Below are 26,999 nucleotides of genomic sequence, written 5' to 3'. Positions count from 1 at the left end.
GCACGAACGTTCTTGCGATCCCAAGGACTGCCCACCGGGGACGCCGAGGCTCCTCCGGCGAGTTCCAAGCGTTTCCCGGACGGTGCGCGGTACCGGGTCGAGATCCCGAGCACCGAGGGACCGGAGGTACTCGACGCGGTGCTCGCGGAGGCAGCCGAGCGGGACGTCCCGGTGCACCGGATCTCCCAGGGAAGCGGGGCGATGCTGCTCACCGACGACGAGCTCGCGCGCATGGCGGGCACGGCCGCCCGCAACCACGTCGAGTTGAGCCTGTTCGCCCGCCCGCAAGCCGGTTGGCACACCGGAGCGATGAGCTCGTCGCCGACCGGCGGAGCGGTCGCCTCCCAGGTACGCGGCACCGAGCAGCTGGTCCACGTGCTCGAGGACATCCGCAGAAGCGCGGCGGCCGGAGTGCGCAGCGTGCTGATCACCGACCTGGGGGTGTTGTCCGTCGCGGCCAGGATGCGCGCCCAGCGGGAGCTGCCCGCCGACATGCGCTTCAAGATCAGCGTCCAGATGGCCCTGTCCAACCCCGCCTCGATCCGCATCGCCGAGGAGTTCGGCGCCGACACCTACAACGTGCCCACCGATCTCTCCCCGGCACAGCTGGCCGCTATCCGCGCGGCCACCGATCTTCCGCTCGACGTCTACATCGAGTCCCCCGACGACCTCGGCGGATTCGTCCGTCACTACGAGATCGCCGAGATCGTGCGGGTGGCCGCCCCGGTGTACGTCAAGTTCGGGCTGCGCAACGCCCCCAACATCTATCCGAGCGGAACCCACCTCACCGACACGGCGGTGGGGCTCGGCAGGGAACGCGTCCGCCGCGCCCGCATCGGGCTGGACATGCTGCACCGCTACCTGCCCGAAGCCGAGACCTCCGAGCTGCCCGTGGCCGATCTGGCCGTTCCGACCGATGTGGCTGGTGAAAACCGATGAAGATCACGAAAATCGAACCCCTGGTGCTCGGCACCCCCTGGCGCGATCTGACGTATCTGCGGGTGCACACCGACGACGGCATCGTCGGAGTGGGCGAGACCCGGATGCTCGGTCACACCGAGGCGTTGCTCGGCTACTTCAACGAGGCCGCCCGCAACCACGTGATCGGCGCCGACCCCTTCAACATCGAGGCGCTGGTGTGGCGCATGAAGCGCGGGGACTACGGCCGGGCCGGTGAGGTCGTGATGTCCGGGATCGCCTGCGTGGAGATGGCCTGCTGGGACATCGTCGGCAAGGCGCTCGGCCAACCCGTCTGGCGGCTGCTGGGCGGAAACGTCCGGGACAGCGTGAAGGCCTACGCCAACGGCTGGTACACGGTGGAACGCACTCCGGAGCAGTTCCACGAGGCCGCCCGCGCGGTGGTCGACCGGGGGTACCGGGCGCTCAAGTTCGACCCGTTCGGCCCCGGCCGCTGGGAGCTGGAACCGGCGGAGGTGCGCCGTTCGGTGGAGCTCGTCTCCGCGGTCAGGGACGCGGTCGGACCCGACGTGGAGATCCTGGTCGAGATGCACGGCCGGTTCACCCCGGCCGAGGCCACCCGGATCGCCGGTGAGCTGGAGCGCTTCGATCCCAGCTGGATCGAGGAACCGGTCCCGCCGGAGAACCCCGAGGCGCTGGCCAAGGTCTCGCGCGAGGCCAGGCTGCCGGTGGCCACCGGTGAGCGCATCCACGACCGCATCGAGTACCGCGAGCTGTTCGGTCTGCAGGCCGCCGACGTCATCCAACCGGACATCGGTCACTTCGGGGGGCTGCTGGAGGCCCGCAAGGTGGCCGCCACGGCCGAGACCCACTACGTGCTGGTGGCCCCGCACAACGTGGGCGGCCCGGTGCTCACGGCGGCCAACCTGCACCTGGCCGCGGTTACCGAGAACTTCAAGATCCAGGAGCACTTCAACGACTTCGCCGACTCCCACGTGAAGCAGGCGGCCCCCGGACTGCCCGAGGTGGAGGACGGCTTCTTCGCGCTGCCGACCGCTCCGGGGCTGGGTGTCGAGCTCGACGTCGACTTCGTGCGCGAGTACCCCGCCAGCGGCGCGAGGTTCGACCTCTACGCGGAGGACTGGCAGTTCCGGGGCACCAAGGGGGCGAGTGCTTCGTGAGCGATGCCAGGGCGGTTCGCATCGACGAGCCGGGCAGCATTCGCACCGTCCCGACCGAACCCACCGAACCCGGTCCCGGGGAGGCCCTCGTCGAGGTCGCCCGCAGCGGGATCTGCGGGTCCGACCGGGAGGTGTTCACCGGGAACCGGCCCGCCGACTTCGTGAGCTACCCGGTGGTTCCCGGGCACGAGTGGTCCGGCAGGGTCGTCGAGGTCGGCGCGGACGTGCCCGCGGAGCTCAGCGGTCGGCTGGTCGTGGGGGAGGGGTTCCGCGGTTGCGGGGTGTGCCCCGCCTGCCGCAGGGGTGACAACAACCTCTGCGCCACGCAGTACGACGAAACCGGCTTCACCCGTCCCGGTGGTTGGTCGAACTACCTGACCCTGCCCGCCAGGTTGCTGCACGCGCTGCCCGACGACGCCGATCCGCGCGGGGCGGCGGTGCTGGAACCGGCCGCGTGTGCGGCCGCGGCCACCCTCAAGCTCGCGGTGGTCCCGGGCGAACGCGTCGCGGTGGTCGGCGGGGGCAGTCTCGGGTTGCTGTCCACCCAGCTGATCGCGGCGTCCTCGCCCGTCGAGCTGACCGTGGTGGAGCCGGGTGAACGGGCCGAGATCGCGACCGCCTGCGGCGCCACCGATATCCGGGAGCCCGAGGAGGCCGAACGCCTCGCCGGTGGCTACGACGCGGTGCTGGAGGCGGCGGGTGCCCCGGGCACAGCCGCCCTCGCCACCAGACTCGTCCGCCCCGGCGGGCGCGTGGTCCTCACCGGAGTGGCCGCCGACGATCCCCGGCCGCCCGATCCGGCTCGGCTGGTGCTCTCGCAGGTCACGGTGCACACCGTTTTCGGGGCGCCCTCGCGGGCGTGGGCCCACGCCGTGTCGGCGTTCACCAGCGGTGTGCTGGATCCGGGGCTGCTCGTCACCCGCGAGCTGGAACTGGAGGAGGCCTCCGAGGCCCTCCGGCTGCTGGGGCAGCGGCGGGGCTCGGACGTGAAGATCCTGCTGCGGCCGTGATCGAACGTTCCGGGAGCCGAGGTGCCGGTGGTGCCCGCCTGACGTGGCGGGCACCGCAGCGAACCCGGTGGGAGTCGCGGGATCCGTTGTTCCGCCGCCTCCCCCGGGAAGAACCGCAACGAGAGGAGGCAAGTGAGTCCCATGACACCGTCCCAGAGCGTTTCCACGAGTGACGGGCTCGAAACCGTGCTCGACAACGCCACCGCCGCCGCGACGAGGCTCGCCGCGACGAGCCCCGCCGAGATCGGTGGCCTGCTGCGGGCCGTAGCGTCCGAGCTGGACGCCCACACCGAGGAGCTGGTGCCGCTGGCGCGGCGCGAGTCCCACCTCCCGGAGGGGAGGCTGCGCGGCGAGCTCGTCCGCACCACCTTCCAGCTGCGGTTGTTCGCCGAGACCGTCGAGGAGGGCGCGCACCTGAAGGCCACGATCGACTCCCCCGATCCGGAGTGGCCGACCGGCGCCCGTCCCGACCTGCGTCGCACGCTGCTGCCGCTCGGTCCGGTGCTGGTGTTCGCCGCGAGCAACTTCCCCTTCGCCTTCAGCGTGGCCGGTGGCGACACCGCCTCGGCGCTGGCGGCCGGTTGCCCGGTGGTGGTCAAGGCACACCCGGGCCATCCCGAGCTCTCCCGCAGGACGGCGGAGATCGTCACCGGCGCGCTGGCCGAGGCGGGTGCGCCCGACGGGACCTTCGCGCTGCTGGAGGGGAACGAACCGGCCAGGGCCGCGCTGCTGGACGAGCGGGTCCGGGCCGGTGCCTTCACCGGTTCCAACAGCGGGGGACGCGCGCTGTTCGACCTCGCCTCCTCCCGCGAGTCCCCCATCCCCTTCTACGCCGAGATGGGCAGCGTCAACCCCGCCTTCGTGACGCCGGAAGCGGCGGCGGGCCGTGGTGCGGAGATCGCCCGGGGCTACCTGGATTCCTACACCCTGGGGGTCGGACAGTTCTGCACCAAGCCCGGCCTGCTGCTGGTGCCGGCCAGCGCGGCGCAGCGGTTCCGCGACGTGCTGATCCCGGAGGTGGAGCAGCGCGCCCCGGCTCCCATGCTCAACGAGGGGATCGAGACCGCCTTCCACGACACGCTGGGTTCGCTGCGCAACCACCCGGCGGTGGAGACGCTGGTCTCGGGGCGGCGCACCGAGGACGGGGTGGGCCCGAGCCTGCTCTACACCGGGGCGCGCCAGCTCGTGGACAACCGGCAGGAGCTGGCGGGTGAGTGCTTCGGTCCGGTCTCGTTGCTGGTGGGTTACTCCGACACCGATGAGCTGCTGGAGGCGGCGGGGGTCTTCTCCGGGGAGCTGACGGCCACCGTGCACGGCAATGAGGAGGAGAGCGTCGTCGCGCCGCTGTTCCGCACGCTGCGCGCCCGCGCGGGCAGGTTGGTCTGGAACGGTTGGCCCACCGGCGTCAGCGTCAGCCACGGGATGCAGCACGGCGGACCCTACCCGGCCACCACGGCCCCGACGCACACCTCGGTGGGAACGGCCGCGATCGACCGGTTCCTGCGCCCGGTGTCGTTCCAGAGCGCACCGCGCGCGGTGCTTCCCGAGGCGCTGCGCGACGGGAACCCGCTGGGGATCCCGCGTCGCGTCAACGGGCGGATGGAGTCGCCCGAGCAGGGTTGATCGGATGCCGCCCTCACCGGCTGCCACGGAGCTCTGTCGGCGAATTCCGGGCGGGATCGGAGCTCGCGCCGACCGGGTGATCGAGTTCCGCCGGTCGAGTGCTCGTGTGGGCGAGCCCGGTGCTCCCACCGCCAGGGTGATGGGAGCACCGGCCGGTGCTCGCCGCGCGAGGGCCTCGCGGAGGTCTCGGCTCGCGATTCGGGCTCCGGTTCGGCGAGGATTCCCGAGCCGGACGGTTCAGCAGCGGTTCGGGCGGAACGGTTCGGCCAGCGGGTGCCGGGTGCCGAGCACTTCCCGCGCCGCGATCTCGCCGAGCACCGGGCCCAGAGTCACGGCGCTGTGGGGGCGATCACGTAGGGGCCTTCGTCTCCGGGGACCGGCCCGATGACGGACATGCCGTCCCTGGGCACCGAGCGTACGCCCGTGAATACGTCGCCTACCCGGGCGTCCGCCGCACCCGGGCGGCACTCGCGGCTCGTCGCCGCGATCCGCGTCCACGCGAACGAGTGCGAAACCCCGGAGGTGCTGTTCGACGCCGTAGCCGTTGACGACGTCAACGCGTGCCACCGATGGTTCCGAGGCGGGAGCCGGGTGCCTCGCGCGTCCGGAGTCCACACTGGTCCGTTCCGGCGTTTCCGCGAGGTCCCTCGTTGACAGCGCGGTGAAGCGCTTCGATTCTGGGAGCGCTCCCGAAACCTCGGAGGTGACTCATGCGGAGACGGTTACCCGTGCTCCTCACGGCCGCGCTGCTGTCAGCCGTGACGCTGACGAGTCCGGCGACCACGACCCCCTCGGCGGCGGAGGCCGGAACCGCGACCGGAACCACTGCCGACAGTGAGAACTACGACTGGCGCAACGCCGAGATCGGCGGTGGCGGATTCGTGCCCGGCATCGTGTTCAACCGCACCGAGCCGGGCCTGGTCTACGCCAGAACAGACATCGGCGGCGTCTACCGCCGTGACTCCGGCACCGACGGACGCTGGAAGCCCCTGTTGGACTGGGTCGGCCAGGACAACTGGGGCTACAACGGGGTGGCGAGCGTGGCCACCGACCCCGTCGACCCAGACCGGGTCTACGCCGCCGTCGGCATGTACACCAACAGCTGGGACCCCAACAACGGGGCCGTGCTGCGTTCCACGGATCGCGGCGAGACCTGGAAGATCAGCGAGCTCCCCTTCAAGCTCGGCGGGAACATGCCCGGTCGCGGCATGGGGGAACGGCTGGCGATCGACCCCAACGACAACAGCGTGCTCTACCTGGGGACCCCGAGTGGGAACGGACTGTGGCGCAGCACCGACCACGGGGCCACCTGGTCCGAGGTGGAGAACTTTCCCAATCCCGGCGACTACGTCGCCGACCCGACTGATTCGACCGGCTTCTACTCGGACAACCAGGGTGTCACCTGGGTGACCTTCGACCGTGGCAGCGGAACCAGCGGCAGCCCCACCAGCGACATCTACGTCGGGGTCGCGGACAAGCAGAACACGATCTACCGCAGCACCGACGCGGGGGCCACCTGGGAACGCGTACCGAACCAGCCGACCGGTTATCTCGCGCACCAGGCCGTGGTCGACAGCGAGAACGGCTACCTGTACATGGCCACCAGCGACACCGGCGGCCCCTACGACGGCAGCGCCGGTGACGTGTGGAAGCTCGACACCGACAGCGGGGAGTGGACCCGGATCAGCCCGGTGCCGTCCACCAGTGCCGACAACGACTACGGCTACAGTGGGCTGACCATCGACCGGCAGAACCCGGACACACTCATGGTCGCCACCCAGATCTCGTGGTGGCCCGACGTGATCCTCTTCCGCAGCACCGACGGCGGCCAGAGCTGGAGTCGTATCTGGGACTGGGGTGCCTACCCCGAGCGGGAACTGAACTACGAGATGGACGTCTCCTCGGTGCCCTGGCTGACCTTCGGAACCGAGCAGCCGGTCCCGCCGGAGACCTCGCCGAAGCTGGGCTGGATGACCGAGGCGATGGCGATAGACCCGTTCGACTCCGACCACATGCTCTACGGCACCGGGGCCACCATCTACGGCACCGACAACCTCACCCGGTGGGACCGGGGAAACAAGATCGACATCGAACCCAGCGTGGCCGGACTGGAGGAGACCGCCGTACTCGACCTGATCAGTCCGCCGGGCGGTGCGCCGGTGCTTTCCGCTCTCGGTGACATCGGCGGTTTCCGGCACGAACGACTGGACGAGGTGCCGGACATGATGTACGAGAACCCCGTCTTCACCAGCACCACCAGCATGGACTACGCCGGGATGTCGCCGGGGACGATGGTGCGCGTGGGCGAGTTCGACAAGTCGAGCAGGCCCGACGACAGTCGGGTGGCGTTCTCCTACGACGGCGGGAAGAGCTGGTTCCAGAACACCGAACCGTCCGGTGTCACCGGCGGCGGAACCGTCGCGGCGGCAGCGGACGGCAGCGGATTCGTCTGGAGTCCCGAGGGCACCGGCGTGCACTACACGACCGACCAGGGCGCGAGTTGGCAGGCGTCCACGGGAATCCCCAGCGGCGCGCGCGTGGAGTCCGACCGGGTCGATCCGGACAGGTTCTACGGTTTCCACCAGGGGACCTTCTACGTCAGCACCGACGGCGGAGCCAGCTTCACCGCCTCACCGGCTTCCGGGCTCCCCTCGGGCAGCGGTTACTTCAAGGCCGTGCCCGGGCGCTCCGGTGACATCTGGCTCACCGGCGAGGGAGGGTTGTGGCACTCGACCGACGCCGGGGAGTCCTTCAGCGAGGTCTCCGGAGTGGCGGGTTCCGACAACATCGGGTTCGGCAAGTCCGCGCCGGGAAGTGACTACCCCGCCATGTACTCGATCGCCACGATCGACGGGGTGACCGGCGTGTTCCGCTCCGACGACGCCGGGCAGAGCTGGACTCGCATCAACGACGACCAGCACCAGTACGGCAACATCGGTGACGCCATCACCGGTGACCCGGACGTGTACGGGCGGGTGTACCTCGGAACCAACGGACGAGGCGTCATATACGCCGACCCCGCGAACTAAAATCCGTAGTGGCAGTTGCCCGTGTGGCCGGGTAGCCGTCACGTGAGTCGGCGCCTTGCCGCGTTGGGCCGGCTCTTGAGTAGCGATCTACGCGGCGAGCGGCCCGGCCTTGCAATGCATCCGACTCACGCACCGGGGTTCCATGCGCTGCTTACCCGCGTGGTCCCGTTCCGAGGAGCGGCGCGGCGATTCCGCGAGAAATCGACTCCCCCGAAAGCGGCGATGCGGGTGAGGTAGGGCCGTGCAGCGCTCCTCGTGGTGAGAGCTCGCTCCGCTGAGCGGATGAACCGGCCGGGTGGAAGGTCTCCACCCGGCCGGTGCTTATCCGTCCACGAGCCGTGTCGGAGTCTCAGGAGTCGGTGGAGAAGGACAGCCGGTAGAGCATGCCGGGCAGGTCGTTGACCACGTACAGCTCACCGGAGCTGTCCGCTCCGAAGGCGGTCACCTGGATGGGTAGTTCCCCGAGCTTGGCGCTCTGATAGGTGTGCCCACCGTCGTCGCTGCGGAGGCCCCACACGCCGGCCGAGCAGTAGTCCGCCGCGAGGTAGGTGCCGTCCGCGATGTCCGAGTACCGCTCTCCCCGGTAGACGCGCCCGCCGATCACGGCGCAGCCCTCCACCGAGGTCTGGTAGGTCAGCACCGGCTCCACGTAGTCGGCGGCCGGCTCACACCGGTCCGGAGCGAACCGCTCCGTTCCCTCCATACAGGACCATCCGAAGTTCTGACCGCGAACCCCTTGCGGGATTCGGTTCACCTCCTCGAGGGACCCCTGTCCCACATCGGCGATCCACAGCGATCTTCCCTCCGGGTCGAAGGAGAACCGCCACGGATTGCGCAGTCCGTAGCTCCAGATTTCGCCGCGTGCGCCGGGAGTGTAGGCGAACGGGTTGTCCGGCGGGACGCAGTACGGCTGCTCACCGCACTGCCTGCTGACGTCGATCCGCAGCACCTTGCCCAGCAGGGTGCTGAGGTCCTGCCCACTGCGCAGCGGGTCTCCCGCGCCTCCGCCGTCGCCGATTCCCATGTAGAGGAACCCGTCGGGTCCGAAGGCGAGGTCGCCGCCGTTGTGGTTGGTGTGTTCGGAGTGCGGCTGGCTGAGCAGGACCTCCTCGCCGGCGGCCGGGTCGTCCGCCGCCAGCGAGAACCGTGACAGGGTCACGGCGGCGTCGGATGCCCGGGTGTAGGCGGCGTAGAGGATGTCTTCCCCGGTGTCCTCGGGGGAGGGGGCTATGCCGAGCAGTCCCTGCTCGTTACCGGCGTTTTCCACCCGGTTCGTTATGTCGAGCAGCGGCTGCCCCATGGTGCCGCTGTCGGGGTCGTAGGCGCGTACGGTGCCGGGCTTCTCGGCTATGAGCATCCGGCCGCTGCCGTCCGAGGCGGACGTGATGTCGGTGGGGCGTCGCAGCCGGTCGGTGTCCACCCGGGTGGCCGTCACGTTCAGTTCCGTCAGGTCGGGACGGGCGGTTCCCGCCGTGGGGGAGCCGGTCTTCCCGGTGGGTTCGGCGCCCGCCGGTGAACCCAGCGTCGCCGCTCCCAGGAGGAGTGACAGGAGTACCGTGCCGGTTCTTCGTCGCATCTCGTTCTCCGTCGTCGGATCGTGCGGTTCGGGAGGACACCGGTGTCCACGGTTTCGGCGGGGTCCGCCCCGGACCGCTCTGGCGGGCCCGGTGCGGTCGGGCCCGGTTCGGTGCTCGCCCCGTACGACAGGGCGGTGAGTATGTTATGGGAGCGCTCCCAAGTACAACAGGGTACGTTCGGGGGAGTAGTCGGCCTCGGAACCGGACTCCCGCGGCGCGGCGGGCGGAGCGGATCGTGCCGGGGGTGCTCGGGTGGCCGGGTATACCTACCGGGATGAGGGGCGTTTGGCGAGTGGTCGGTTCCCGCCGCACCCGCTCGTGGCACCCACGAGAATGTGATCCGTGACCGCGAGGCACGGCGACCCCGGCGGGGTGCGGATATCTTGGGGTCGTGAGTGGCGGAAGTATGACCAACGGGACCACCGCCTGGGTGCTGCCGGGCGGTTCCACCTTCGGTGCGGTGCAGGCGGGCCTGGTCAGCGCGTTGTTCGAGGCGGGGAGCACCCCGGACCTGCTGGTCGGGACCTCGGCCGGCGCGCTGAACTCGGCATGGCTGGCCGGGGATCCGACCCCGCGCGGCGCCGAACGGCTCCGCGAGCTGTGGAGCGGCATGCGCCGCCGTGACGTGTTCCCCGTCGAGCCGCTGCGGATCCTGGCGGGCAAGCTGGGGCTGTCGAACCACCTGATGAGCAACCGTGGCCTGGCGTCGTGGCTGCACCGCACCCTGCCGTTCCGACGGCTGGAGCAGGCGCGGTTACCGCTCACGGTCAGCGCGACCGATGTGGACACCAGCGAGGCAGTGTTCCTGGACAGTGGTCCGGCGCTGCCCGCGCTGGTCGCATCCTGTGCCATCCCCGGCGTGTTCCCACCCGTGGAGCTGGGCGGGCGCTCGCTCGTGGACGGCGGGCCGGCGGCGTTCATGCCGATCAGCCGCGCGGTGGAGCAGGGAGCTGACCGCGTGTACGTGCTGCCCTGCAGTGGGACCCGCTCTCTGGAGGCCGAGCAGGCGCGGTTCGGCGTGCTGCCGCCGCCGAAACGGCCGGCCAGATCGATCAGCGGTATCAACGGTGCCGCGCTCAGCGCGGCGATGTTCGCGGCCTCGACGCTGGACATGCAGCTCAACGCGGCGCGGTGTGAGCTCTACGTCCTTCCCTCGCCGAGAGTCGACCGGCTTTCGCCCTACTCCTTCGGGTACTCCGCGGCGCTGATCGACTGGGCCTGGCGCACCGCGCGCGACTGGCTGCCCACGGCGCGTCCGGTGCCCGCCGAGCCGGTGGACATCGCGGGGGAGGCCCGGGCACCACGCGGAACGCTCGAAATCACCGATTCGTGACGAAACTCCTCGTTCCCCGTCTCGTCAACCGATCGGTTGAACGCGACGAGGCGGGGTGTCTCGGTGTTTTGCCGTCCTCTTCGGAATATGAACGTTTTGAGTAATTCTGTTTCGGTATGATGAATTCCGCGGTGGCGCTGATGCGAAAAATCATTCGCAATGCTAAAAACATGGCATGCATCTGGCACCTCAGGAACGCGACAAGCTGCTCGTCTACGTCGCGGCCCAGCTCGCTCGCAGCAGGCTGGAGCGCGGGCTGAGGATGAACCACCCCGAGGCGATCGCGTTGATAACCGATCACGTGGTCGAGGGGGCCCGGGAAGGCCGCAGCGTTTCCGAGCTGATGTCCAGCGGCCGCCACGTGCTCACCAGGGACCAGGTCATGGACGGCGTCCCCGAGATGATCGACGACGTCCAGGTGGAGGCCACGTTCCCCGACGGCACCAAGCTCGTCACGGTGCACTCGCCGATCCAGTAGGAGACCGCGTGTATCCCGGAGAGATCATCCCCGCCCACGAGGCCGTGCCGCTCAACCCCGGCCGTCCGCGAGTGCGGCTGACCGTGCTCAACCGGGCCGACCGCCCGGTCCAGGTCGGCTCGCACTATCACTTCGCCGTGGCCAACTCCGGCCTGGAGTTCGACCGGGACGCCGCTTGGGGGCACCGGCTGGACATCGCTGCGGGCACGGCGGTTCGCTTCGAACCGGGCATCGAACGCGAGGTCGAGCTCGTCCCGATCGGCGGTACCCGTACCGTACCGGGACTGCGCACCGAACACTCCGGAAGTCTCGACGCCGACCGGGTCGACGCCGACGGTCCGGACAGACCGGGAAAGGACCGCGATGACTGAGCCGAACGGTGTTCACGAGATCGGGCGGGAGCGCTACCTGGAACTCTTCGGTCCCACCACGGGGGATCGCATCCGCCTCGCCGACACCGATCTGCTGGTGGAGATCACCGAGGACCGTGCCGCCGGTCCGCACGGCTCCGGTGAGGAAGCCGTGTTCGGCGGCGGCAAGGTCGTGCGCGAGTCCATGGGGCAGTCGGTGGCCACCAGGGCGCAAGGGGCGCCCGACCTGGTCGTCACCGGAGCGGTGATCCTCGACCACTGGGGCGTGGTCAAGGCCGACGTGGCGGTCCGCGACGGGCGGATCGTCGGCATCGGAAAAGCCGGCAACCCGGACACCGCGGCCGGGGTCGATCCCGCCATGATGATAGGCCCCGCCACCGAGATCGTCGCGGGCAACGGCAGGATTCTCACCGCGGGCGGCATCGACTGCCACGTGCACTTCATCTGTCCGCAGGAGATCGACGTCGCGCTGGCCTCCGGCGTCACCACGCTCATCGGCGGCGGTACCGGTCCGGCGGAGGGCTCCAAGGCCACCACGGTCACGCCGGGTGAGTGGAACCTCGCCCGGATGCTGCTGTCGTTGGAGAATTCGCCGGTCAACACCCTGCTGCTGGGCAAGGGGAACACGGTGAGCGAGGAGGCGCTGGACGAGCAGCTGCGCGCCGGTGCGGGCGGGCTCAAGCTGCACGAGGACTGGGGCGCGACACCCGCGGCCATCGACACCGCGCTGCGCGTCGCCGACCGCAGCGGGGTCCAGGTGGCCATCCACACCGACACGCTCAACGAGGCGGGTTTCCTGGAATCCACTCTGGACGCCATCGCGGGGCGTTCGATCAACGCCTACCACGCCGAGGGCGCGGGCGGCGGGCACGCACCTGACATCATCAAGGTGGCCGGCCACCCCCACGTACTGCCCTCCTCGACCAACCCGACGCGGCCGCACACGGTCAACACCATCGACGAGCACCTGGACATGTTGATGGTCTGCCATCACCTGAACCCCTCGGTCCCGGAGGACCTGGCCTTCGCGGAGAGCCGCATCCGCCCGACCACCATCGCGGCCGAGGACGTGCTGCACGATCTCGGCGCGATCTCCATGATCGGTTCGGACGCCCAGGCCATGGGGCGGATCGGTGAGGTGGTCACGCGTACGTGGCAGACAGCGCACGTCATGAAGCGCGCCAGAGGAGCGCTGCCGGGCGACGACACGGCGGACAACCTGCGTGCCCGGCGCTACGTCGCCAAATACACCATCAACCCGGCCATCGCCCACGGCATCGACGGTTCCGTCGGCTCCGTCGAGGTCGGAAAACTCGCCGATCTCGTGCTGTGGGAGCCGAGGTTCTTCGGAGTACGACCGCACATGGTGCTCAAGAGCGGATTCGCGGTTCGGGCGGCGATGGGGGACGCCAACGCCTCCATACCGACGCCGCAACCGGTGCTCTCCCGCTCGATGTTCGGAGCCGAGCCGCGAGCGGCCGAAACCGGAGCGGTGTCCTTCGTGGCCCCCGAGACCCTGGAAGCGGGGGTGGATCAGCGGCTGGGGCTACGACGTGAGCTCGTCGGGGTTTCCGACACGCGCGGGGTGACCAAGGAGAACATGCGACACAACGGGGCAACCCCGGACGTCCGGGTCGATCCGGACAGCTTCGCGGTGCGGGTGGACGGTGAACTCGTCGAGCCCGAGCCGGTCTCCGAAGTCCCCATGGCACAGCGCTACTTCCTGTTCTGATGGCACTCCGGACCACGACGGCCTCGCTGGCCGTGCTCACCCTCGCCGACGCTCGGTTCCCCGGCGGTGGTCACGCGCACTCCGGCGGCCTGGAGGAGGCGGTGCACCGGGGCGCGGTCTCCGATCCCCGGCAGCTGCGCGAGTTCCTCCACGGCAGGTTGCACGGCGCGGGTGCGCAGGCGGCGGTCTTCGCGGCCGCGGCCGCCCACGCGGCCGCCCGGCGCGTCCACCCGCACCACTGGTCGCGGTTGGACGCCGAGTTCGACGCGCGCACCCCCTCGCCCGCGCAGCGCGCGGCCAGTCGCGCCCAGGGGCGCGGCACGTTCCGGGCGGGGCGGGCGGCCTGGCCTTCCGAGGTGCTCGACGAGCTGCTCACAATCACCGGCAGCCCGCATCACCCCGTCGTGGTGGGTGTGCTGTTGGGGGCAGGCGCGTCGGGAACCCCGGTCGAGGCCGCGTTCGTGACCGCCTACCTGTCGGTCAGCGGTCCGGCCTCGGCCGCCGTCCGGTTGCTGGGGCTGGACCCCTTCGCGGCCAACGCGGCGGTCGCCGCGCTGGAGCACGAGGCCGAGGGCGTCGCCGAGGCGGCGGCCCGCAGCGCGGGTGAGTCGCCGGAGGACCTGCCCGGTACCAGCGCCCCCGCCCTCGATCTGCTCGCTCAGGAACACCAACGACACCACCGGGAAGAGGTGCGTCTCTTTGCAAGCTGAACACCGGGACCACGTGCACGGATCGGACGGTCACCGCCATCCGGTCGATTTCGACCCCACCGCGGCCGGTCCCGATCCGTTCCCGCCGGAGGGGGTGGGCGGCAGGCCGTTGCGGATCGGTATCGGGGGACCGGTCGGCAGCGGCAAGACCGCGCTGACCGCGGCGCTGTGCCGAACGCTGGGGGAAGAACTCGAACTCGCCGTGGTCACCAACGACATCTACACCACCGAGGACGCCGACTTCCTGCGGCAGGCGGGTGTACTGGAGCGCGAACGCATCGAGGCGGTGCAGACCGGCGCCTGCCCGCACACCGCCATCAGGGACGACATCACGGCGAACCTGGACGCGGTGGAGCGGCTGTGCGAGCGGTACTCCACTCTGGATCTGGTTCTGGTGGAGAGCGGTGGGGACAACCTGACCGCCGTGTTCAGCCGTGGACTGGCCGACGTGCAGGTCTTCGTGGTGGACGTGGCGGGAGGCGACAAGGTTCCCCGCAAGGGCGGCCCGGGGGTGACCACCGCCGATCTGCTGGTCATCAACAAGGTGGATCTGGCGGAACGGGTCGGTGCCGACATGGAGGTCATGCTCGCCGACGCGCACCGAATGCGTGGTGAGTTGCCCGTGCTCGCCCAGTCGCTGACCGACGACCCGGCCGCCTCGGCGGCCGCCGACTGGGTGCGCCAACAGCTGGCCGCCCACCGCTCCGCCGTCGGACCGGCGGCCGGATGAGGTCGGCCGCCTCGTTGACGGTGGAGCTGGACGGCACCGGTGGTTCCGTGGTGCGCGGGCTGCGTTCCGCGGCGCCGCTGACGCTGGTGCCGCGACGCCGTGGCACCGGCGCTCCCGGTCCGGCGGTGGTGCACCTGGTGGGGTCGGCCACCTCGCCGCTCGGCGGTGACGATCTCGCACTGCGGGTGCGTGTGGAGGCCGGGGCCCGCCTGCTGCTGCGCGGTATCGCCGCCGCCCTCGCGCTGCCGGGGCATCGCCCCGGAGGAAGTCGCAGCTCGATCAGCATCGACGTGGAGGAGGGCGGCACCGTCGAGTATCTGCCGGAGCCGACCGTGATAACCGCCCGGGCCGAGCACCGCGCCGAACTCGTCGTGCGGTTGGCGCGGTCGGCGCGGGCGTGCTGCCGGGAGACGCTGGTGCTGGGGCGCAGTGGGGAGTCACCGGGCGGGCTGGTGACGAGTACGAGCCTGGAGCGCGAGGGCGAACCCTTGCTGCGCCACACCTTCGAACCCGGTGGGGAACGGTTGCGCGCCAGCCACGGACACCTCGGTGGTGCCCGGGTGCTGGCCAACGAGGTCGTGGCCTGGGGGCGGGACCCCGAACTACCGCGCTCGGAGCCGGACTGGGCCCTGCTGCCGCTGGCGGGTGGGGGTTCGTTGACCACGGTGCTCGCTCCGGACGCGGTCACCGCGCGGCGGCGGCTCGCCGAGGCCCGCGCGGTGCACCCCGCGGTCGAGGAGCTCACGCCCGCCGACGGGCCGTGGTGAGCCGGGGGTACCGGGTCGGCTCGGCGGGGGCGGCGAGCGCGAGTGCCCACGGTCGTCAGTGCTTACCGTCGGGTTCCTGGCTGTGGATGTACACCCCGCCCCAGAACGCTAAGCCGGTTATGACTACTTTGGACTCACCGTGCGAGGCGGCACCGCGCACGTCCCGCTCCACGCCTCCCATGATCGCCGTACAGCGGTCCTCGACCCTGGTCCCGGGGGAGACGACGACCTCGATCCCGCCCATGACGGCGTAGCAGTGGATCTCCACCTCGGCGGCGTCGAGGAAGGCGTCCCGCAGGTCTATCTTGCCGCCACCCCAGAAGGCGAACGTGGTGAAACGGGGTGGCACTCGCCAGGGGCCGATCCGTTCGGCGTAGCTCATGATCCCCAGCGCCGCGCGGCCGGTGCGCGAGTCGGGGGAGCGGGGAGGTCCCGTCGCGGAGGTTCCGCCGGTCTCGTCGGGGAGGTCGTCGACCAGCGGTGTCAGCTCGCCGTAGGTACGTGCCCGGTAGGCTCCGGCGACTCGTTCGTCGAACTCGTCCAGCGTCAGCCGGCCTTCCCGCTGCGCTTGCCGCAGCAGCGTCGCGATCTTCTCCCTGTCGGCGTCGGACGCGCGGAAGTCGGGCGATTCGCTCGGCATGGCACAGAGCATACTTCCATCGGGCCCTGTCGAGTGCTCCTGTCGTCGGTTGAGGCCGAAGTGGACCCGCCGTACCGTCAACGCGAATTGTTTTCGTTTATGACGGACGGTAGTAATCCCTTGGAGTGTTCGACATGACGCGACGCAGCATTCTCGGCTCGGCCGCGCTGGCCGTGCTGCTGGCCACCGGATCCGGAGTCGCGCACGCGGCCGAACAGCCCCCGTCGAGCGGGAGTCTCACCGCGCTGACCTACAACGTGGCCGGGCTGCCCGACTTCATCTCCGGCAGCGACCCCGCCACCAACACCCCGCTGATCAGCGGCCGACTGCCCGACTACGACCTCGTCAACGTCCAGGAGGACTTCAACTACCACGACGAGCTGTACGGCGACGACGACCACCAGTACCGTACCGAGACGAGCGGCCCCGCCCTGTTCGGCGACGGGCTCAACACCCTCTCCAGGGCCCCGTTCTCCGGTTTTCGGCGTGTCACCTGGGACGACTGCCACGGCACGGACTGCCTGACCCCCAAAGGCTTCAGCCACGCCCGGATCGAGCTCGCCGGGGGAACCGGGTTCGACCTCTACAACGTGCACGCCAACGCGGGAACCGACCCCGGCGACCTCGCGGCGCGCCGGTCCAACATCACGCAGCTCTCCGAGTACATCCAGCGCAACTCACGGGGCAGGGCCGTGGTCGTCATGGGAGACACCAACACCCGCTACACCAGGGAGGGCGACAACATCCGGGAGCTGGTCGAGGACAACGGGCTCACCGACGCCTGGGTCCGGCTCGAACGGGACGGGGAGCGTCCCGCCGAGGGGTCCGCACCGCTGAAGTGCGACCCCGACTCACCGAGCGACTCCTGCGAGGTCGTGGACAAGATCCTGTACCGCGACGGTGGTGGGCTCGACCTGACCGCGAGTGACTACCGCAACGAGCACACCGCGTTCCTGGACGAGGCGGGCGAGCCGTTGTCCGACCACTTCCCGCACATGGTGCGCTTCGAATGGATCTCCAGCGAGTAGGGGTTCGCCGCTCCGGTGCGCCGAGGTGACCGGGTGGCGGAACCGCTGGGGAGCGTCATCGTCGTCCTCGTTCGGTGAGCGAGCAGGATGAGGGGGCGTCAGCTCACGTTCGACATCCGCGCAGGTCGTCCCGACGAGGAGGCGGGCTCCGTTCCCGGATGCCGTGCGCGGTCCGTGGTGCGGGCGGACACTCGAGAACGGGCCTGTGGGTCGGAAACCGCGGTTCCGCGAGCCCCGGTTGCCGTTGGGTGGCGGTCGTGCGCGGTGGAACCGGGGTTTTCCGAACCGGTTCGGCCCTGGAAGCCGTCGTGACCCGGTGACCGGAGCTGGAGATGAGCGGTGCGGACAACGGCCCCGGTTTTCGGGCCGACGCGGAGGAACTGATCGGCAGGTTCGGCGCCTCGCTGTGGGAGTACGCGGTCTACACCCTCGATCCCGAGGGGATCGTCTCGACCTGGAACCCGGGAGCGGAACGAATCACCGGTGCTGCCGCGTCGGAGGTCGTCGGGCGCAACATCTCGGTGTTCTACACCGCCGAGCAGCTCGCGGCCGGGTACCCGGCGCAGCTGCTCGAACAGGCCGCTCGGCTCGGCAGCTACACCGACGAGGGATGGCGGGTGCGCAGGGACGGCACCAGGTTCTGGGCGCACGTGACCACCATCGCGCTGTGGTCCAGCACGGGAACCCTGCAGGGATTCGCCCGTGTGACCAGGGACGACACCGAGTCGCACTCCCGGCTCGAACGATCGTTGCGGCGGTTCCGCGACCTGTTCGGGCTCACGCCCGTCGGTATCGGTGTGTTCGACCGCTACGGCTGTGTGCTCGACTCCAACCCGGCGCTGCGGGAGCTGTTCGGTTACGGCGAGGACGAGATGCGGAGCGCGCACATCGCCGACATGCTCCATCCCGACGAACCGGACAGGCAGTCCCTGCTGTGCGAGTTCCGGGATGGGAAACCCCCGGAGGACGACACCCCCCGAGAGTGGTCCATGATCCGTGCCGACGGGCGGCGGGTGATCTGTGAGCTGCACGTCGCGAAATCGCTGCGCGACACCGGGGAGCCGTTCTGGTTGGCGGTGTTCCAGGACGTCACTGAACGTCATCGGCGTGCCGAGGAGTGGCGCTACTGGGCGACGCATGACAGCCTGACCGGCTTGCCGAACCGAACAGCCGTTCACGAGCTGCTCAGCGGGGCCGACATGCGGGGCCTGGCGATGCTGTACTGCGACATCACCAACTTCCGGCGGATCAACGAGTCCCTGGGGCTGCGCGCGGGGGACGAACTGCTCATCGAGATGGCGAAACGGATGCGCAGTGATCTGCCCCGGGAGTGGCTGGCCGCCCGGATGGCCGCCGACGAGTACCTGATCGTCTGCCCCGCCCCCGAGGAGACCGGTGGTGTCGACGCGATAGCCGATATCGTCGGCGAACTCTTCCATCGCCCGGTGTACCTGCGCGGGCATCCCCCTATCCAGGTCTCGGCCTCCATCGGGATCGCGGTGGGCGACGACACCACGGGCGCGGACGATCTGCTGCGTTCCGCCGGGGCCGCCGTGATGGAGGCGAAGTCGAACGAGCGCAGACGGATCGCGGTGGCCGGTCCCACCCTCATCTCGGCGATGGACCGCCAGGTGGAGTTGGAGAGCGAGCTGCGCACCGCGATCGAGTCCGACCAGCTGAGCCTGTACTACCAGCCGATAGTGCGGGCCACGGGGGTGATCGTCGCGGCCGAGGCGCTCGTGCGTTGGAACCACCCCGAGCGGGGACTGCTCGGCCCCGAGGTGTTCCTGCCGGTGGCCGAGCGTGCCGACCTGCTCGGTGAACTCGACCGCTGCGTGTTGCGAAACGCCATGCGCGACACCTCCGATTGGCCGGTCAAGCCCGACGGGAAACAGGCTGCGGTCTCGATCAACCTGGCCGAACTCTCCCCGGGAGATCCCGACTTCGTGGCCACCCTCGACGCCGCCTCGGCCGAAACGGGCCTTCAGCAGAACCGGGTGGTCGTCGAACTGCTGGAAACCTCGTTGATCAACCTCTCCGAACGGGGCAGGGACACCATGAACGAGCTCACCGAGCGCGGTCTTCGCTTCGCCGTGGACGACTTCGGCACCGGTTACTCCTCCCTGGCCCGGCTGCGCGAGCTGCCCATCGACGTGATCAAGATCGATCGTGGTTTCGTGCGCGACGTCGTCACCGTCCGGGCGGACCTCATGGTGGCCAAGGCGATCGTCGATCTGGCCAAGGCCATCGGCTGCACCTGCACCGCCGAGGGGGTGGAAACGGCGGAACAGTTCGAGTCGTTGCGCGGTGTCGGCGTGCACACCTACCAGGGATGGCTGTTCGCACCCGCTGTGCCCGCCGCGGAACTGCGGGAACTGTTGGCCTCGGGGCCGCTCTCACCCGGGAACCCGTGACAGCGGCCCGCACCGGACCCCGACCTCGCCCGACGTGTCCGAGACCGGTCGGGGCCGACGGGAGCCGCCTCGTTGGTCCTCCCGCCGGCCCGGTCGCGGGACTCCGGTCAGCAACCGGGTTGCCGCGCGTCCGCCGGGTTCAGGGCGTTGAACACGAGCCGCTGCGCGGTGTCGTCGTAGGAGATGCCGATGTGCTCGGTGAGGTTGATCGCGCAGAAGTCCTGCAGCGCCAGGTTGGTCACGTTCGGCCCCTCGGCCAGGAAGGCCGAGGTGTAGGGAGTAACCACCTCGTCGAACTTGGTCGCGATGTTGGTGTAGTCCACACCGGGAACCGTCTCACCGTCCGAGTTCAGCTCCGCGAGGAAGTCCGACCCGGCCAGCTGCTGGGTGCACGCGGCGCACGGCGGCTTCCCCTCGGGCAGGAAGCCGGCCAGCTCGTTGATCCCGTACAGCGTGGTGCCGTGGTTGGACGGAGCCAGCGCCACCAGCGAGTCCACCTCAGCGGCTCCGCCGAGGTTCTCGATGTAGTACCTGGGCATCATCCCGCCCTGCGAGTGCCCGACCAGGTCCACCTCGTCCGCGCCGGTGGCGGTGAGCACCCGGTCGACGAACTCGTCCAGCTCCGCCGCGGACCGGCTGATCTCACCGGTTCCCCGGATGGCGCTTCCCTCGCCACCGCCGTAGTTCAGCGAGAACACGCAGTAGCCGCGCTCGGCGAGTTCCGGGGAGAGTTCCGCCCAGTTGTCGTACTGGTTCTCGAAGGTCCCGTGTACCAGCACGACCGGGTCCGGGTGTTCGGGGCCCGGTTCGCACGAGAAGTCGTTCGCTCCCGCCGGTACGGTGTTTGGGTGCTGCTGTGAGTAGACGAACGCCGTCAGGAAGTCGTCCTGCCGAGGGCCGGTTTCACCGGCGGTGGTGTCCGCGTGGGACACACCCGTCGTCCCGATTCCGGTGACGGTGGCCAGTGCCAGGGCTCCCGCACCCGCCACCAGACCGCGCAACAAACGCGTCGATGGATTCATGCTGACTCCTCTCGAATTCCCGGACGTCGAGCGCGTGCGTGACGAGAACCGCTTTCGTGCCCGACGTCAGGGGTGTTTCGTGGTCGCCGATTTCCGATCCCGACTCCGAACGCGGCACCCGATTCCTTCCGGCTGCCGGTCTCGTGGAGTCGTTTGATCCGTCGAACGGCGAATTCAGCGTCCGAGCAGGAGCGATCCGATTCAATGCTCCGAACGAGTGTAGGCGGGTGCTCGTGCGTTGCCGTGGTGTTTTTCTGTCACCACGCGGACAAATCCGGAGTGTCACCATGGCAGTCGCCTGCCAATCGAACACCGTTTCACGCACCGCGGTGAGTCGATTGTGGAACGGAATTGTCAACCTGGTTATGGAAGAGGCCGTTCCGCGCGGTTTCAGCTTGTGCGGAGGTCCTGTTCCGCAGTAGCTTTTCCCCTCGCGGGACTCGGGAACTGGTGAGCGAATTCTCGGAGTGCTACCCGACGAGAAGTGTTCCGCCGGGGTCCCGCCGCCGCTCGGTGGGGCGGGGACCGTGCGCCGGATGGTTCCCGAGAAGGAACCGGGTTTCCCGCCGGGGAGAGACTCCAGGCCGTTTCACACCGATCCCCGAGGGGACGACGAACCGGAGGTGGCGACATCCGTGACCGGATCGGTTCCACCCGTGCCATGAACATCGCTCCCGCCGGATCGCGTTCGGGGCGGCCCCCCGCTGTGGTGCTGACCGTGGTGGCGTTCGTCGGGTTCGTCACCACGCTGGACAACACCGTCGTCGCGGCCGCCGCACCGTCCATGGGACGTGATCTGGGGATCGAGCTCGCGGTGCTGCAGTGGGTGAGTATCGCCTACATGCTGCCCTACGCCGGGCTGGTGCTGGTGGCGGGGACCGTGCTGGACCGGCTCGGGGACCGGGCGCTGTTGGCGGGATTCGGCCTGTTCGCGGCGGGAGCGGTGGTGTGCGGTGCGGCCGGGAGCGCCGTGCCGCTGTTGCTGGGGCGAGCCGCCCAGGGAGTCGCGGCCGCCCTCATCGTGCCGGGAACGCTGCGGCTGCTGCGTACCGAACTCCCACGAGGGCGGCGTGCCACCGCCGCGGCCACCTGGACCGCCGCTCTGGCCGCCGCCCTGGCGCTCGGGCCGTGGCTGGGCGGGGTGGTCTCGCAGTACCTGCACTGGAGCTGGATCTTCTACGGCAACCTCCCCTTCGTGGTTCCGGCCGTGGTGCTCGTCGCGGTCGGCACCTCAGGCGGTGAGCGACCTTCCGCCGTGAAGCCGCGGGTTCCGGCCGCGCTGGCCGTGACCACCGGGCTGGTGCTGCTGACCGCGGCGCTGGTGACCGCCTCGGAAGCCGGGGCGGGGATGTCCTGGTCCGTCCCGCTGGGAGTGCTCGGGGCTCTGGTCCTGACCGGTTTCGCGTTCGGTGAGCGCCGCGCTCGCGAACCGCTGGTCCCTCCGAGGCTGCTGCGCGAGCGAGTGTTCCTCGGTGCCAACGTGCTGTTGCTGCTGTGGGGGCTGGGAATCAGCGGCGTCGTCTTCTTCACCCCGCTGGTGCACCAGGACTACCTCGGTCTCGGGCCCGGTGCGGCGGGTCTTCCGCTCGTACTGGTCGCGCTGGGGGTGATCATCGCGACACCTCTGGTGGGGCCCGCCGTCCGGAAGCTCGGAACGCACCGGGTCGTCGCATCCGGCCTGGGCGTGGTCGCGCTGGGACTGTTCGGGTTGGCCGCCGTCAATCCCGTGGCCTCGGTGGCGCCCCGGGTGCCGGTGCTGCTGGTGGTCGGGCTGGGATCGGCGTTCACGGCTCCCATCACCTCCCGAGCGCTGGACGAGAGCGGGGAGGACGACGCGGGAACGGCTTCCGGGGTGCTGACGGCGGCGCGGGAACTGTCCAGTGCTTTCGGGGTGGCGGTGCTCGGTCTGGTCGTTTCCATCGTCCAGCAGCACCGGCTCGCCGCCGGTTCTCCCGAGCCTTCGGCGCTGGCTTCCGGTTACACCCACGCTGTTCTGCTCGCCGCCTTGCTGCAGGCGATCGCGGCGTCGCTCGCCTGGCCGTTGCTGCGGCCCGCTCCGTTCGACGGGTCCGCTGCCTCGGCCGAACCGACGAGTCGAGTGAAGAATTCGAGGCGATGAGCTCTTGTCGATACGAAGAACCGTCCGCGGTAGCGGGCGTCTGCTCGCGGTGCTGCTGGTGCTCGTGCTCGCGCAGGTCCCCGTCGCCACCCGCACCGGAGTCGCGGTGCCTTCCGGGGATACCGGACCCGATTCAGAGCTGTTCTCCGCCGAACCGCCGCTCTGGAGCGAGAGTGGTCACTTAGGCGGTGAGGAGCCCGCCGACAACGGCGCGCGGATCGTGTCGCGCAGGTGGCTGGGGAAGCGAACTCTGGATCTGGCGATCCAGTCCCCGTCGCTGGCCGACATCGGGATGGTGCGCGTGCTGCTGCCACGCGGCTGGCGCTCCCAGAAGTCACGGGACTGGCCGGTGCTCTACCTGCTGCACGGCTGCTGCGAGCCAGCCGACTACCGCTCCTGGACCGAGTTCACCGACGTCCGGCGGTTCACCGCCGACAAACCCGTCATGGTGGTGATGCCCAGTGACGGTGCCGCCGGGATGTACAGCCAGTGGCGGAACTTCGGGTTGGCCACCGTCCCGGACTGGGAGACCTTCCACCTGACCGAAGTGCGCCAAATCCTGGAACGCAACTACCGCGCGGGGCACCGCAGAGCGGTCGCCGGGATCTCCATCGGTGGTTTCGGAGCGATGCACTACGCGTTCCGGCACCCGGACATGTTCCGGGCGGCCGCCTCCTACAGCGGCATGCTCCACACCACGGGGCCGTTCGTGCCGGAGATCATCAAGGGCATCCTGATCCGCGAAGGGTACTACGACTGGCGGGCCCTCTGGGGGGACGACCGGGTGAGCCGGGAGCTGTGGCGCTCTCACAACCCCCACAGCAACGTGGGGGCCCTGCGCGGTACGGATCTCTACGTTTCCGCCGGAAGCGGTCTCAGCGGTCCGCTGGACCCCGGGCCGAAGCTCGACGTGCTCGAATCCGCCTCGTTGTACACCTCGAAGTTCTTCGTGCGCGCACTGCGAGAGGAAGGGGTTCCCGTGACCACCCACTTCTACAATCGGGGAACGCACAGCTGGCCGTACTGGCAGCGGGAGCTGCACCGCTCCTGGTCGATGCTCACGCGGGACCTGTACCGCTGATTCAACCGTCGACCGGGGTGGTGCCGTAGCTCTGGCGCGGCCCACTGGTCGGGTAACCACGAAAAAACCCTGTGGGCCGCACGAGCGGCTCACAGGGCATATATCAGGACCCAGTATCGGTGCCCTCGGCAGGACTCGAACCTGCGACACCCGCCTCCGGAGGGCGGTGCTCTATCCGCTGAGCTACGAGGGCTTTGCTGTTGAACTTCTCAAAGCCTAACCCATGCCGTGAGCGCCACGTGCGTCGGGGGTGATCGCTTTCGGGGTAGGGCTTTCCGCTTGCCCCGTGACCTCGGACGCGGGATGGGGGGGGGGGGCGAAACCGGTTCGCGCTGTTGGTCGGGGTTCGAGCTGTATCGCGGCGGCCCGGAGGGCAGGCTGTTCGTCCTCCTCTTTCGGGAGTGCCGACCGTTCGGAATGGGTACCTGCCGGGAGGCGCCGTGCCCTCCGCCGGTCTTCGTGAGAGACATCACTTTTCCGGGCGGGGTTTCCTGTTGCGCCGACTTATGCATATGTCACTATGTGTTCGACGGAAGCCGTTCGGGAGGTGAATCGGTGGGACACGGTCACGGACACGGCGGGGCCGGTGAAGCGGCCGCCAGTGCCTCGGGGCGCTACGTGCGCAGACTCGCGCTGTCCCTGCTGATCCTGCTGGCGTTCCTCGTCGTCGAGGTCGTCGTCGGTTTCCTGACGTCCTCGCTGGCCCTGCTCTCCGATGCGGGCCACATGCTCACCGACGTCCTCGGTATCGGGATGGCCCTGGCGGCGATCACCGCCGCACGACGGGCCTCCGGCTCCAGGAGCACCTTCGGGCTCTACCGGGTGGAGGTGCTGGCCGCGCTGGCCAACGCCGTTCTGCTGTTCGGCGTGGCGGGCTACATCCTCTACGAGGCGATCGGGCGGCTCGCGCGGCCTCCTGAGGTGCCGGGCGTGCCGATGATGCTCACCGCCGCGGCCGGACTGGCGGCCAATCTCGTGGTCTTCGCCCTGTTGCGGCGGGGCGCCGACGAGAGCCTCAACGTGCGCGGTGCCTATCTGGAGGTGCTCGCCGACACCGTCGGTTCCGTCGGCGTGCTGCTCGGCGGTGTGCTCACCTGGGCTTTCGGGTGGGGACTGGCGGACCCGATCGTGGCGGTGGCCGTGGGGCTGTTCGTGCTGCCCCGCACCTACAAGCTGGCGCGTCAGGCGTTGCGCATCCTGGTGCAGCAGGCCCCCGAAGGGGTGGACGTCGAGCGGATGCACGGCGATCTCGCCGAGATCGAACCGGTCACCGAAGTGCACGATCTGCACGTGTGGACGTTGACCTCCGGCATGGAGGTGGCCTCGGCCCATCTCACAACCACCTCCGAGGCCGATCACTGCGAGGTGCTGGCCAGCGCGCAGCGGCTGCTGTCGGAGCGCTACCACATCGAGCACGCCACGTTGCAGATCGAGCCGCGCGATCGCGCCACCGGTTGCCATTCTCTCAAATGGTGAGACGAAGTCCGTTGTCCGCGTGGCGGGGAGCGGCTTCCCCGCCACCCGCTGGTTAACCAGCGGCATTGCTTTCTTAGACTTCATCAGGTGACACCAGCCGCGCTTGCCGAACTCGTCCGAACAACCGCTGTCGACGTACTGTCCGCCCGAGGGGTGGACACCTCGGTGCTGCCGGAGAAGGTCACGGTCGAACGTCCCCGCAACCCCGAGCACGGCGACTACGCGACCAACCTGGCCATGCAGGTCGCCAAACCGGCCGGGCTCAACCCGCGGGAACTGGCGGGTTGGCTCGCCGAGTCGCTCTCGCAACGCGACGAGATCACCTCGGCCGAGGTCGCCGGGCCGGGCTTCCTCAACCTCCGGCTCGCCGCCGACGCGCAGGCCGCCATCGTGCGCGACGTGCTGACCAAGGGCTCCACCTTCGGCACGGGGGACATCTACCGCGGGCTGCGGGTGAACCTGGAGTTCGTCTCGGCCAACCCCACCGGCCCCATCCACCTGGGGGGGAGTCGCTGGGCCGCCGTCGGTGACGCGCTCGGACGAGTGCTCACCGCGCAGGGGGCCGAGGTCACCAGGGAGTACTACTTCAACGACGCGGGCGCGCAGATCGACCGGTTCGTGCGCTCGCTGGTCGCCAGCGCGCGGGGTGAGGAGATCCCGGAGGACGGCTACGGCGGGGAGTACGTCGCCGAGATCGCCTCGGAAGTCGTGCGCGGCCAGTCCGACGACGTGCTGGCGCTGCCCCCCGAGGAGCGCGACGAGGTGTTCCGCCGCGTGGGGGTCGGACTCATGTTCGACGAGATCAAGCGGAGCCTGCACGAGTTCGGTACCGACTTCGACGTCTTCTTCCACGAGGACTCGCTGCACAACTCCGGCGCCGTCGCCGAGTGCGTGCAGCGGCTCAAGGACTCCGGAAACCTCTACCACTCCGAGGGTGCCTGGTGGCTGCGTTCCACCGAGTTCGGCGACGACAAGGACAGGGTCGTCATCAAGAGCGACGGTGCCCCCGCCTACATCGCCGGTGACATCGCCTACCTGCGGGACAAGAGCGAGCGCGGGTTCCAGTTGTGCCTGTACATGCTCGGAGCGGACCACCACGGTTACGTCTCGCGGTTGAAGGCGGCCGCGGCGGCGATGGGCCAGGATCCGCAGTCGGTGGAGGTCCTCATCGGCCAGCTGGTCAACCTGGTCCGCGACGGTGAACCGGTGCGGATGAGCAAGCGGGCGGGCACCGTCGTCACGCTGGAGGACCTGGTGGAGGCCGTCGGCGTGGACGCGGCGCGCTACTCCCTGATCCGTTCCTCGGTCGACTCGGCCGTCGACATCGACCTCGACCTCATCAGCAGGCACACCAACGAGAACCCGGTCTTCTACGTGCAGTACGCGCACGCCAGGCTGTCTTCGTTGCAGCGCAACGCGCTTTCGCTGGGGATCGACAGGGGAGACGTGGCGGGCGCGGACCTGTCGCTGCTCACGCACGACAGGGAGGGGGATCTGATCCGCACGCTCGGCGAGTTCCCCAGGGTGGTGCGTTCGGCCGCCGAACTGCGCGAACCGCACCGGGTGGCGCGCTACCTGGAGGACCTCGCCAGCGCGTACCACCGCTTCTACGACGCCTGCAGGGTCCTCCAGCCGGGGGACGACCAGCCCGGACCACTGACGGTCGCCCGGTTGCACCTCTGCGAAGCGGCCCGGCAGGTGCTGGCGAACGGTCTGAGCCTGCTCGGAGTCAGTGCTCCCGAACAGATGTAGAGGAGGCG

At 69.6% G+C, this 26,999-nt stretch carries 21 protein-coding genes and 1 tRNA gene; 18 read left to right on the top strand and 4 right to left on the bottom strand.

Going from position 1 to position 26,999, the window contains the following annotated elements; translation table 11 throughout:
- The first annotated feature begins 12 nt into the window (after positions 1–12).
- The 5 genes from BLQ75_RS12420 (at position 13) to BLQ75_RS12400 (ending at position 7,761) form a co-directional block, all read left to right on the top strand.
- Positions 13–939: a U32 family peptidase gene (locus BLQ75_RS12420; protein ID WP_244515479.1), complete on the top strand. Its 927-nt coding sequence runs from the start codon at positions 13–15 to the stop codon at positions 937–939.
- Positions 936–2,099, top strand: coding sequence for a mandelate racemase/muconate lactonizing enzyme family protein (locus BLQ75_RS12415; protein ID WP_043576933.1), 1,164 nt, complete (start codon positions 936–938; stop codon positions 2,097–2,099). The genes BLQ75_RS12420 and BLQ75_RS12415 overlap by 4 nt, the downstream gene beginning before the upstream one ends.
- On the top strand, positions 2,096–3,109 hold the full coding sequence (locus tag BLQ75_RS12410; RefSeq protein WP_092601810.1) for a zinc-dependent alcohol dehydrogenase: 1,014 nt from the start codon (positions 2,096–2,098) through the stop codon (positions 3,107–3,109). The genes BLQ75_RS12415 and BLQ75_RS12410 overlap by 4 nt, the downstream gene beginning before the upstream one ends.
- Positions 3,110–3,250: 141 nt before the next feature.
- Positions 3,251–4,732 (top strand): aldehyde dehydrogenase (NADP(+)), encoded by a 1,482-nt coding sequence (locus tag BLQ75_RS12405; protein WP_092601808.1) that lies wholly within the window; start codon positions 3,251–3,253, stop codon positions 4,730–4,732.
- Between the two features lie 710 nt (positions 4,733–5,442).
- Entirely contained in the window at positions 5,443–7,761 is a 2,319-nt protein-coding gene (locus tag BLQ75_RS12400; RefSeq protein WP_211481334.1) for a WD40/YVTN/BNR-like repeat-containing protein, read from the top strand.
- A 349-nt stretch (positions 7,762–8,110) separates the two neighbouring features.
- Here BLQ75_RS12400 and BLQ75_RS12395 read toward each other — a convergent pair whose 3' ends face one another.
- Positions 8,111–9,337 (bottom strand): PQQ-dependent sugar dehydrogenase, encoded by a 1,227-nt coding sequence (locus tag BLQ75_RS12395; RefSeq protein ID WP_092601806.1) that lies wholly within the window; start codon positions 9,335–9,337, stop codon positions 8,111–8,113.
- Positions 9,338–9,729: 392 nt separating this feature from the next.
- Between BLQ75_RS12395 and BLQ75_RS12390 the strand changes: the two genes are divergently transcribed.
- The 7 genes from BLQ75_RS12390 to BLQ75_RS12360 all read left to right on the top strand — a co-directional run bounded on the left by BLQ75_RS12390 (position 9,730) and on the right by BLQ75_RS12360 (position 15,459).
- On the top strand, positions 9,730–10,671 hold the full coding sequence (locus BLQ75_RS12390) for a patatin-like phospholipase family protein (protein ID WP_244515477.1): 942 nt from the start codon (positions 9,730–9,732) through the stop codon (positions 10,669–10,671).
- A 175-nt stretch (positions 10,672–10,846) separates the two neighbouring features.
- Positions 10,847–11,149, top strand: a complete 303-nt coding sequence (locus BLQ75_RS12385; RefSeq protein WP_043576948.1) for an urease subunit gamma — start codon at positions 10,847–10,849, stop codon at positions 11,147–11,149.
- Between the two features lie 8 nt (positions 11,150–11,157).
- A complete protein-coding gene (locus tag BLQ75_RS12380; protein WP_092601802.1) occupies positions 11,158–11,520 on the top strand; it encodes an urease subunit beta in 363 nt (120 codons plus the stop codon).
- A complete protein-coding gene (locus BLQ75_RS12375) occupies positions 11,513–13,252 on the top strand; it encodes an urease subunit alpha (protein ID WP_092601800.1) in 1,740 nt (579 codons plus the stop codon). Before BLQ75_RS12380 ends, BLQ75_RS12375 begins: the two co-directional genes overlap by 8 nt.
- Entirely contained in the window at positions 13,252–13,962 is a 711-nt protein-coding gene (locus tag BLQ75_RS12370) for an urease accessory protein UreF (RefSeq protein WP_092601798.1), read from the top strand. The genes BLQ75_RS12375 and BLQ75_RS12370 overlap by 1 nt, the downstream gene beginning before the upstream one ends.
- A complete protein-coding gene (ureG, locus tag BLQ75_RS12365) occupies positions 13,952–14,692 on the top strand; it encodes an urease accessory protein UreG (RefSeq protein ID WP_170837454.1) in 741 nt (246 codons plus the stop codon). Before BLQ75_RS12370 ends, ureG begins: the two co-directional genes overlap by 11 nt.
- Positions 14,689–15,459 (top strand): urease accessory protein UreD, encoded by a 771-nt coding sequence (locus tag BLQ75_RS12360; protein WP_092601796.1) that lies wholly within the window; start codon positions 14,689–14,691, stop codon positions 15,457–15,459. The genes ureG and BLQ75_RS12360 overlap by 4 nt, the downstream gene beginning before the upstream one ends.
- Before the next feature lie 55 nt (positions 15,460–15,514).
- Here BLQ75_RS12360 and BLQ75_RS12355 read toward each other — a convergent pair whose 3' ends face one another.
- Positions 15,515–16,099: a DUF1707 SHOCT-like domain-containing protein gene (locus BLQ75_RS12355; RefSeq protein ID WP_170837453.1), complete on the bottom strand. Its 585-nt coding sequence runs from the start codon at positions 16,097–16,099 to the stop codon at positions 15,515–15,517.
- Between the two features lie 134 nt (positions 16,100–16,233).
- Between BLQ75_RS12355 and BLQ75_RS12350 the strand changes: the two genes are divergently transcribed.
- Positions 16,234–17,127: an exonuclease/endonuclease/phosphatase family protein gene (locus BLQ75_RS12350; RefSeq protein ID WP_092602025.1), complete on the top strand. Its 894-nt coding sequence runs from the start codon at positions 16,234–16,236 to the stop codon at positions 17,125–17,127.
- 332 nt (positions 17,128–17,459) lie between these two features.
- Positions 17,460–19,541: a putative bifunctional diguanylate cyclase/phosphodiesterase gene (locus BLQ75_RS12345; protein WP_092601792.1), complete on the top strand. Its 2,082-nt coding sequence runs from the start codon at positions 17,460–17,462 to the stop codon at positions 19,539–19,541.
- Positions 19,542–19,648: 107 nt separating this feature from the next.
- On the opposite strand, the gene BLQ75_RS12340 is transcribed toward BLQ75_RS12345, so the two are convergent.
- Positions 19,649–20,563 (bottom strand): esterase/lipase family protein, encoded by a 915-nt coding sequence (locus BLQ75_RS12340; protein WP_092601790.1) that lies wholly within the window; start codon positions 20,561–20,563, stop codon positions 19,649–19,651.
- A 661-nt stretch (positions 20,564–21,224) separates the two neighbouring features.
- Between BLQ75_RS12340 and BLQ75_RS12335 the strand changes: the two genes are divergently transcribed.
- Positions 21,225–22,682 (top strand): MFS transporter, encoded by a 1,458-nt coding sequence (locus BLQ75_RS12335; RefSeq protein WP_211481333.1) that lies wholly within the window; start codon positions 21,225–21,227, stop codon positions 22,680–22,682.
- A 4-nt stretch (positions 22,683–22,686) separates the two neighbouring features.
- Positions 22,687–23,763, top strand: coding sequence for an alpha/beta hydrolase (locus BLQ75_RS12330; protein ID WP_211481332.1), 1,077 nt, complete (start codon positions 22,687–22,689; stop codon positions 23,761–23,763).
- 120 nt (positions 23,764–23,883) lie between these two features.
- Here BLQ75_RS12330 and BLQ75_RS12325 read toward each other — a convergent pair.
- Positions 23,884–23,956 (bottom strand) — tRNA-Arg (locus BLQ75_RS12325).
- A gap of 362 nt (positions 23,957–24,318) precedes the next feature.
- Here BLQ75_RS12325 and BLQ75_RS12320 point away from each other — a divergent pair.
- Together BLQ75_RS12320 and argS are read left to right on the top strand one after the other, a co-directional pair.
- Positions 24,319–25,239 carry a cation diffusion facilitator family transporter gene (locus BLQ75_RS12320; RefSeq protein WP_092602019.1) on the top strand — a complete coding sequence of 307 codons (921 nt, stop codon included), beginning with the start codon at positions 24,319–24,321 and terminating at the stop codon, positions 25,237–25,239.
- Between the two features lie 87 nt (positions 25,240–25,326).
- Positions 25,327–26,991, top strand: a complete 1,665-nt coding sequence (gene argS, locus BLQ75_RS12315) for an arginine--tRNA ligase (protein WP_092601788.1) — start codon at positions 25,327–25,329, stop codon at positions 26,989–26,991.
- The last annotated feature ends 8 nt before the right edge of the window (positions 26,992–26,999 follow it).

It is taken from the genome of Actinopolyspora xinjiangensis (assembly GCF_900104475.1).
GTDB classification, from domain to species: domain Bacteria; phylum Actinomycetota; class Actinomycetes; order Mycobacteriales; family Pseudonocardiaceae; genus Actinopolyspora; species Actinopolyspora xinjiangensis.
This window is presented reverse-complemented; position numbering and strand designations above follow the sequence as displayed.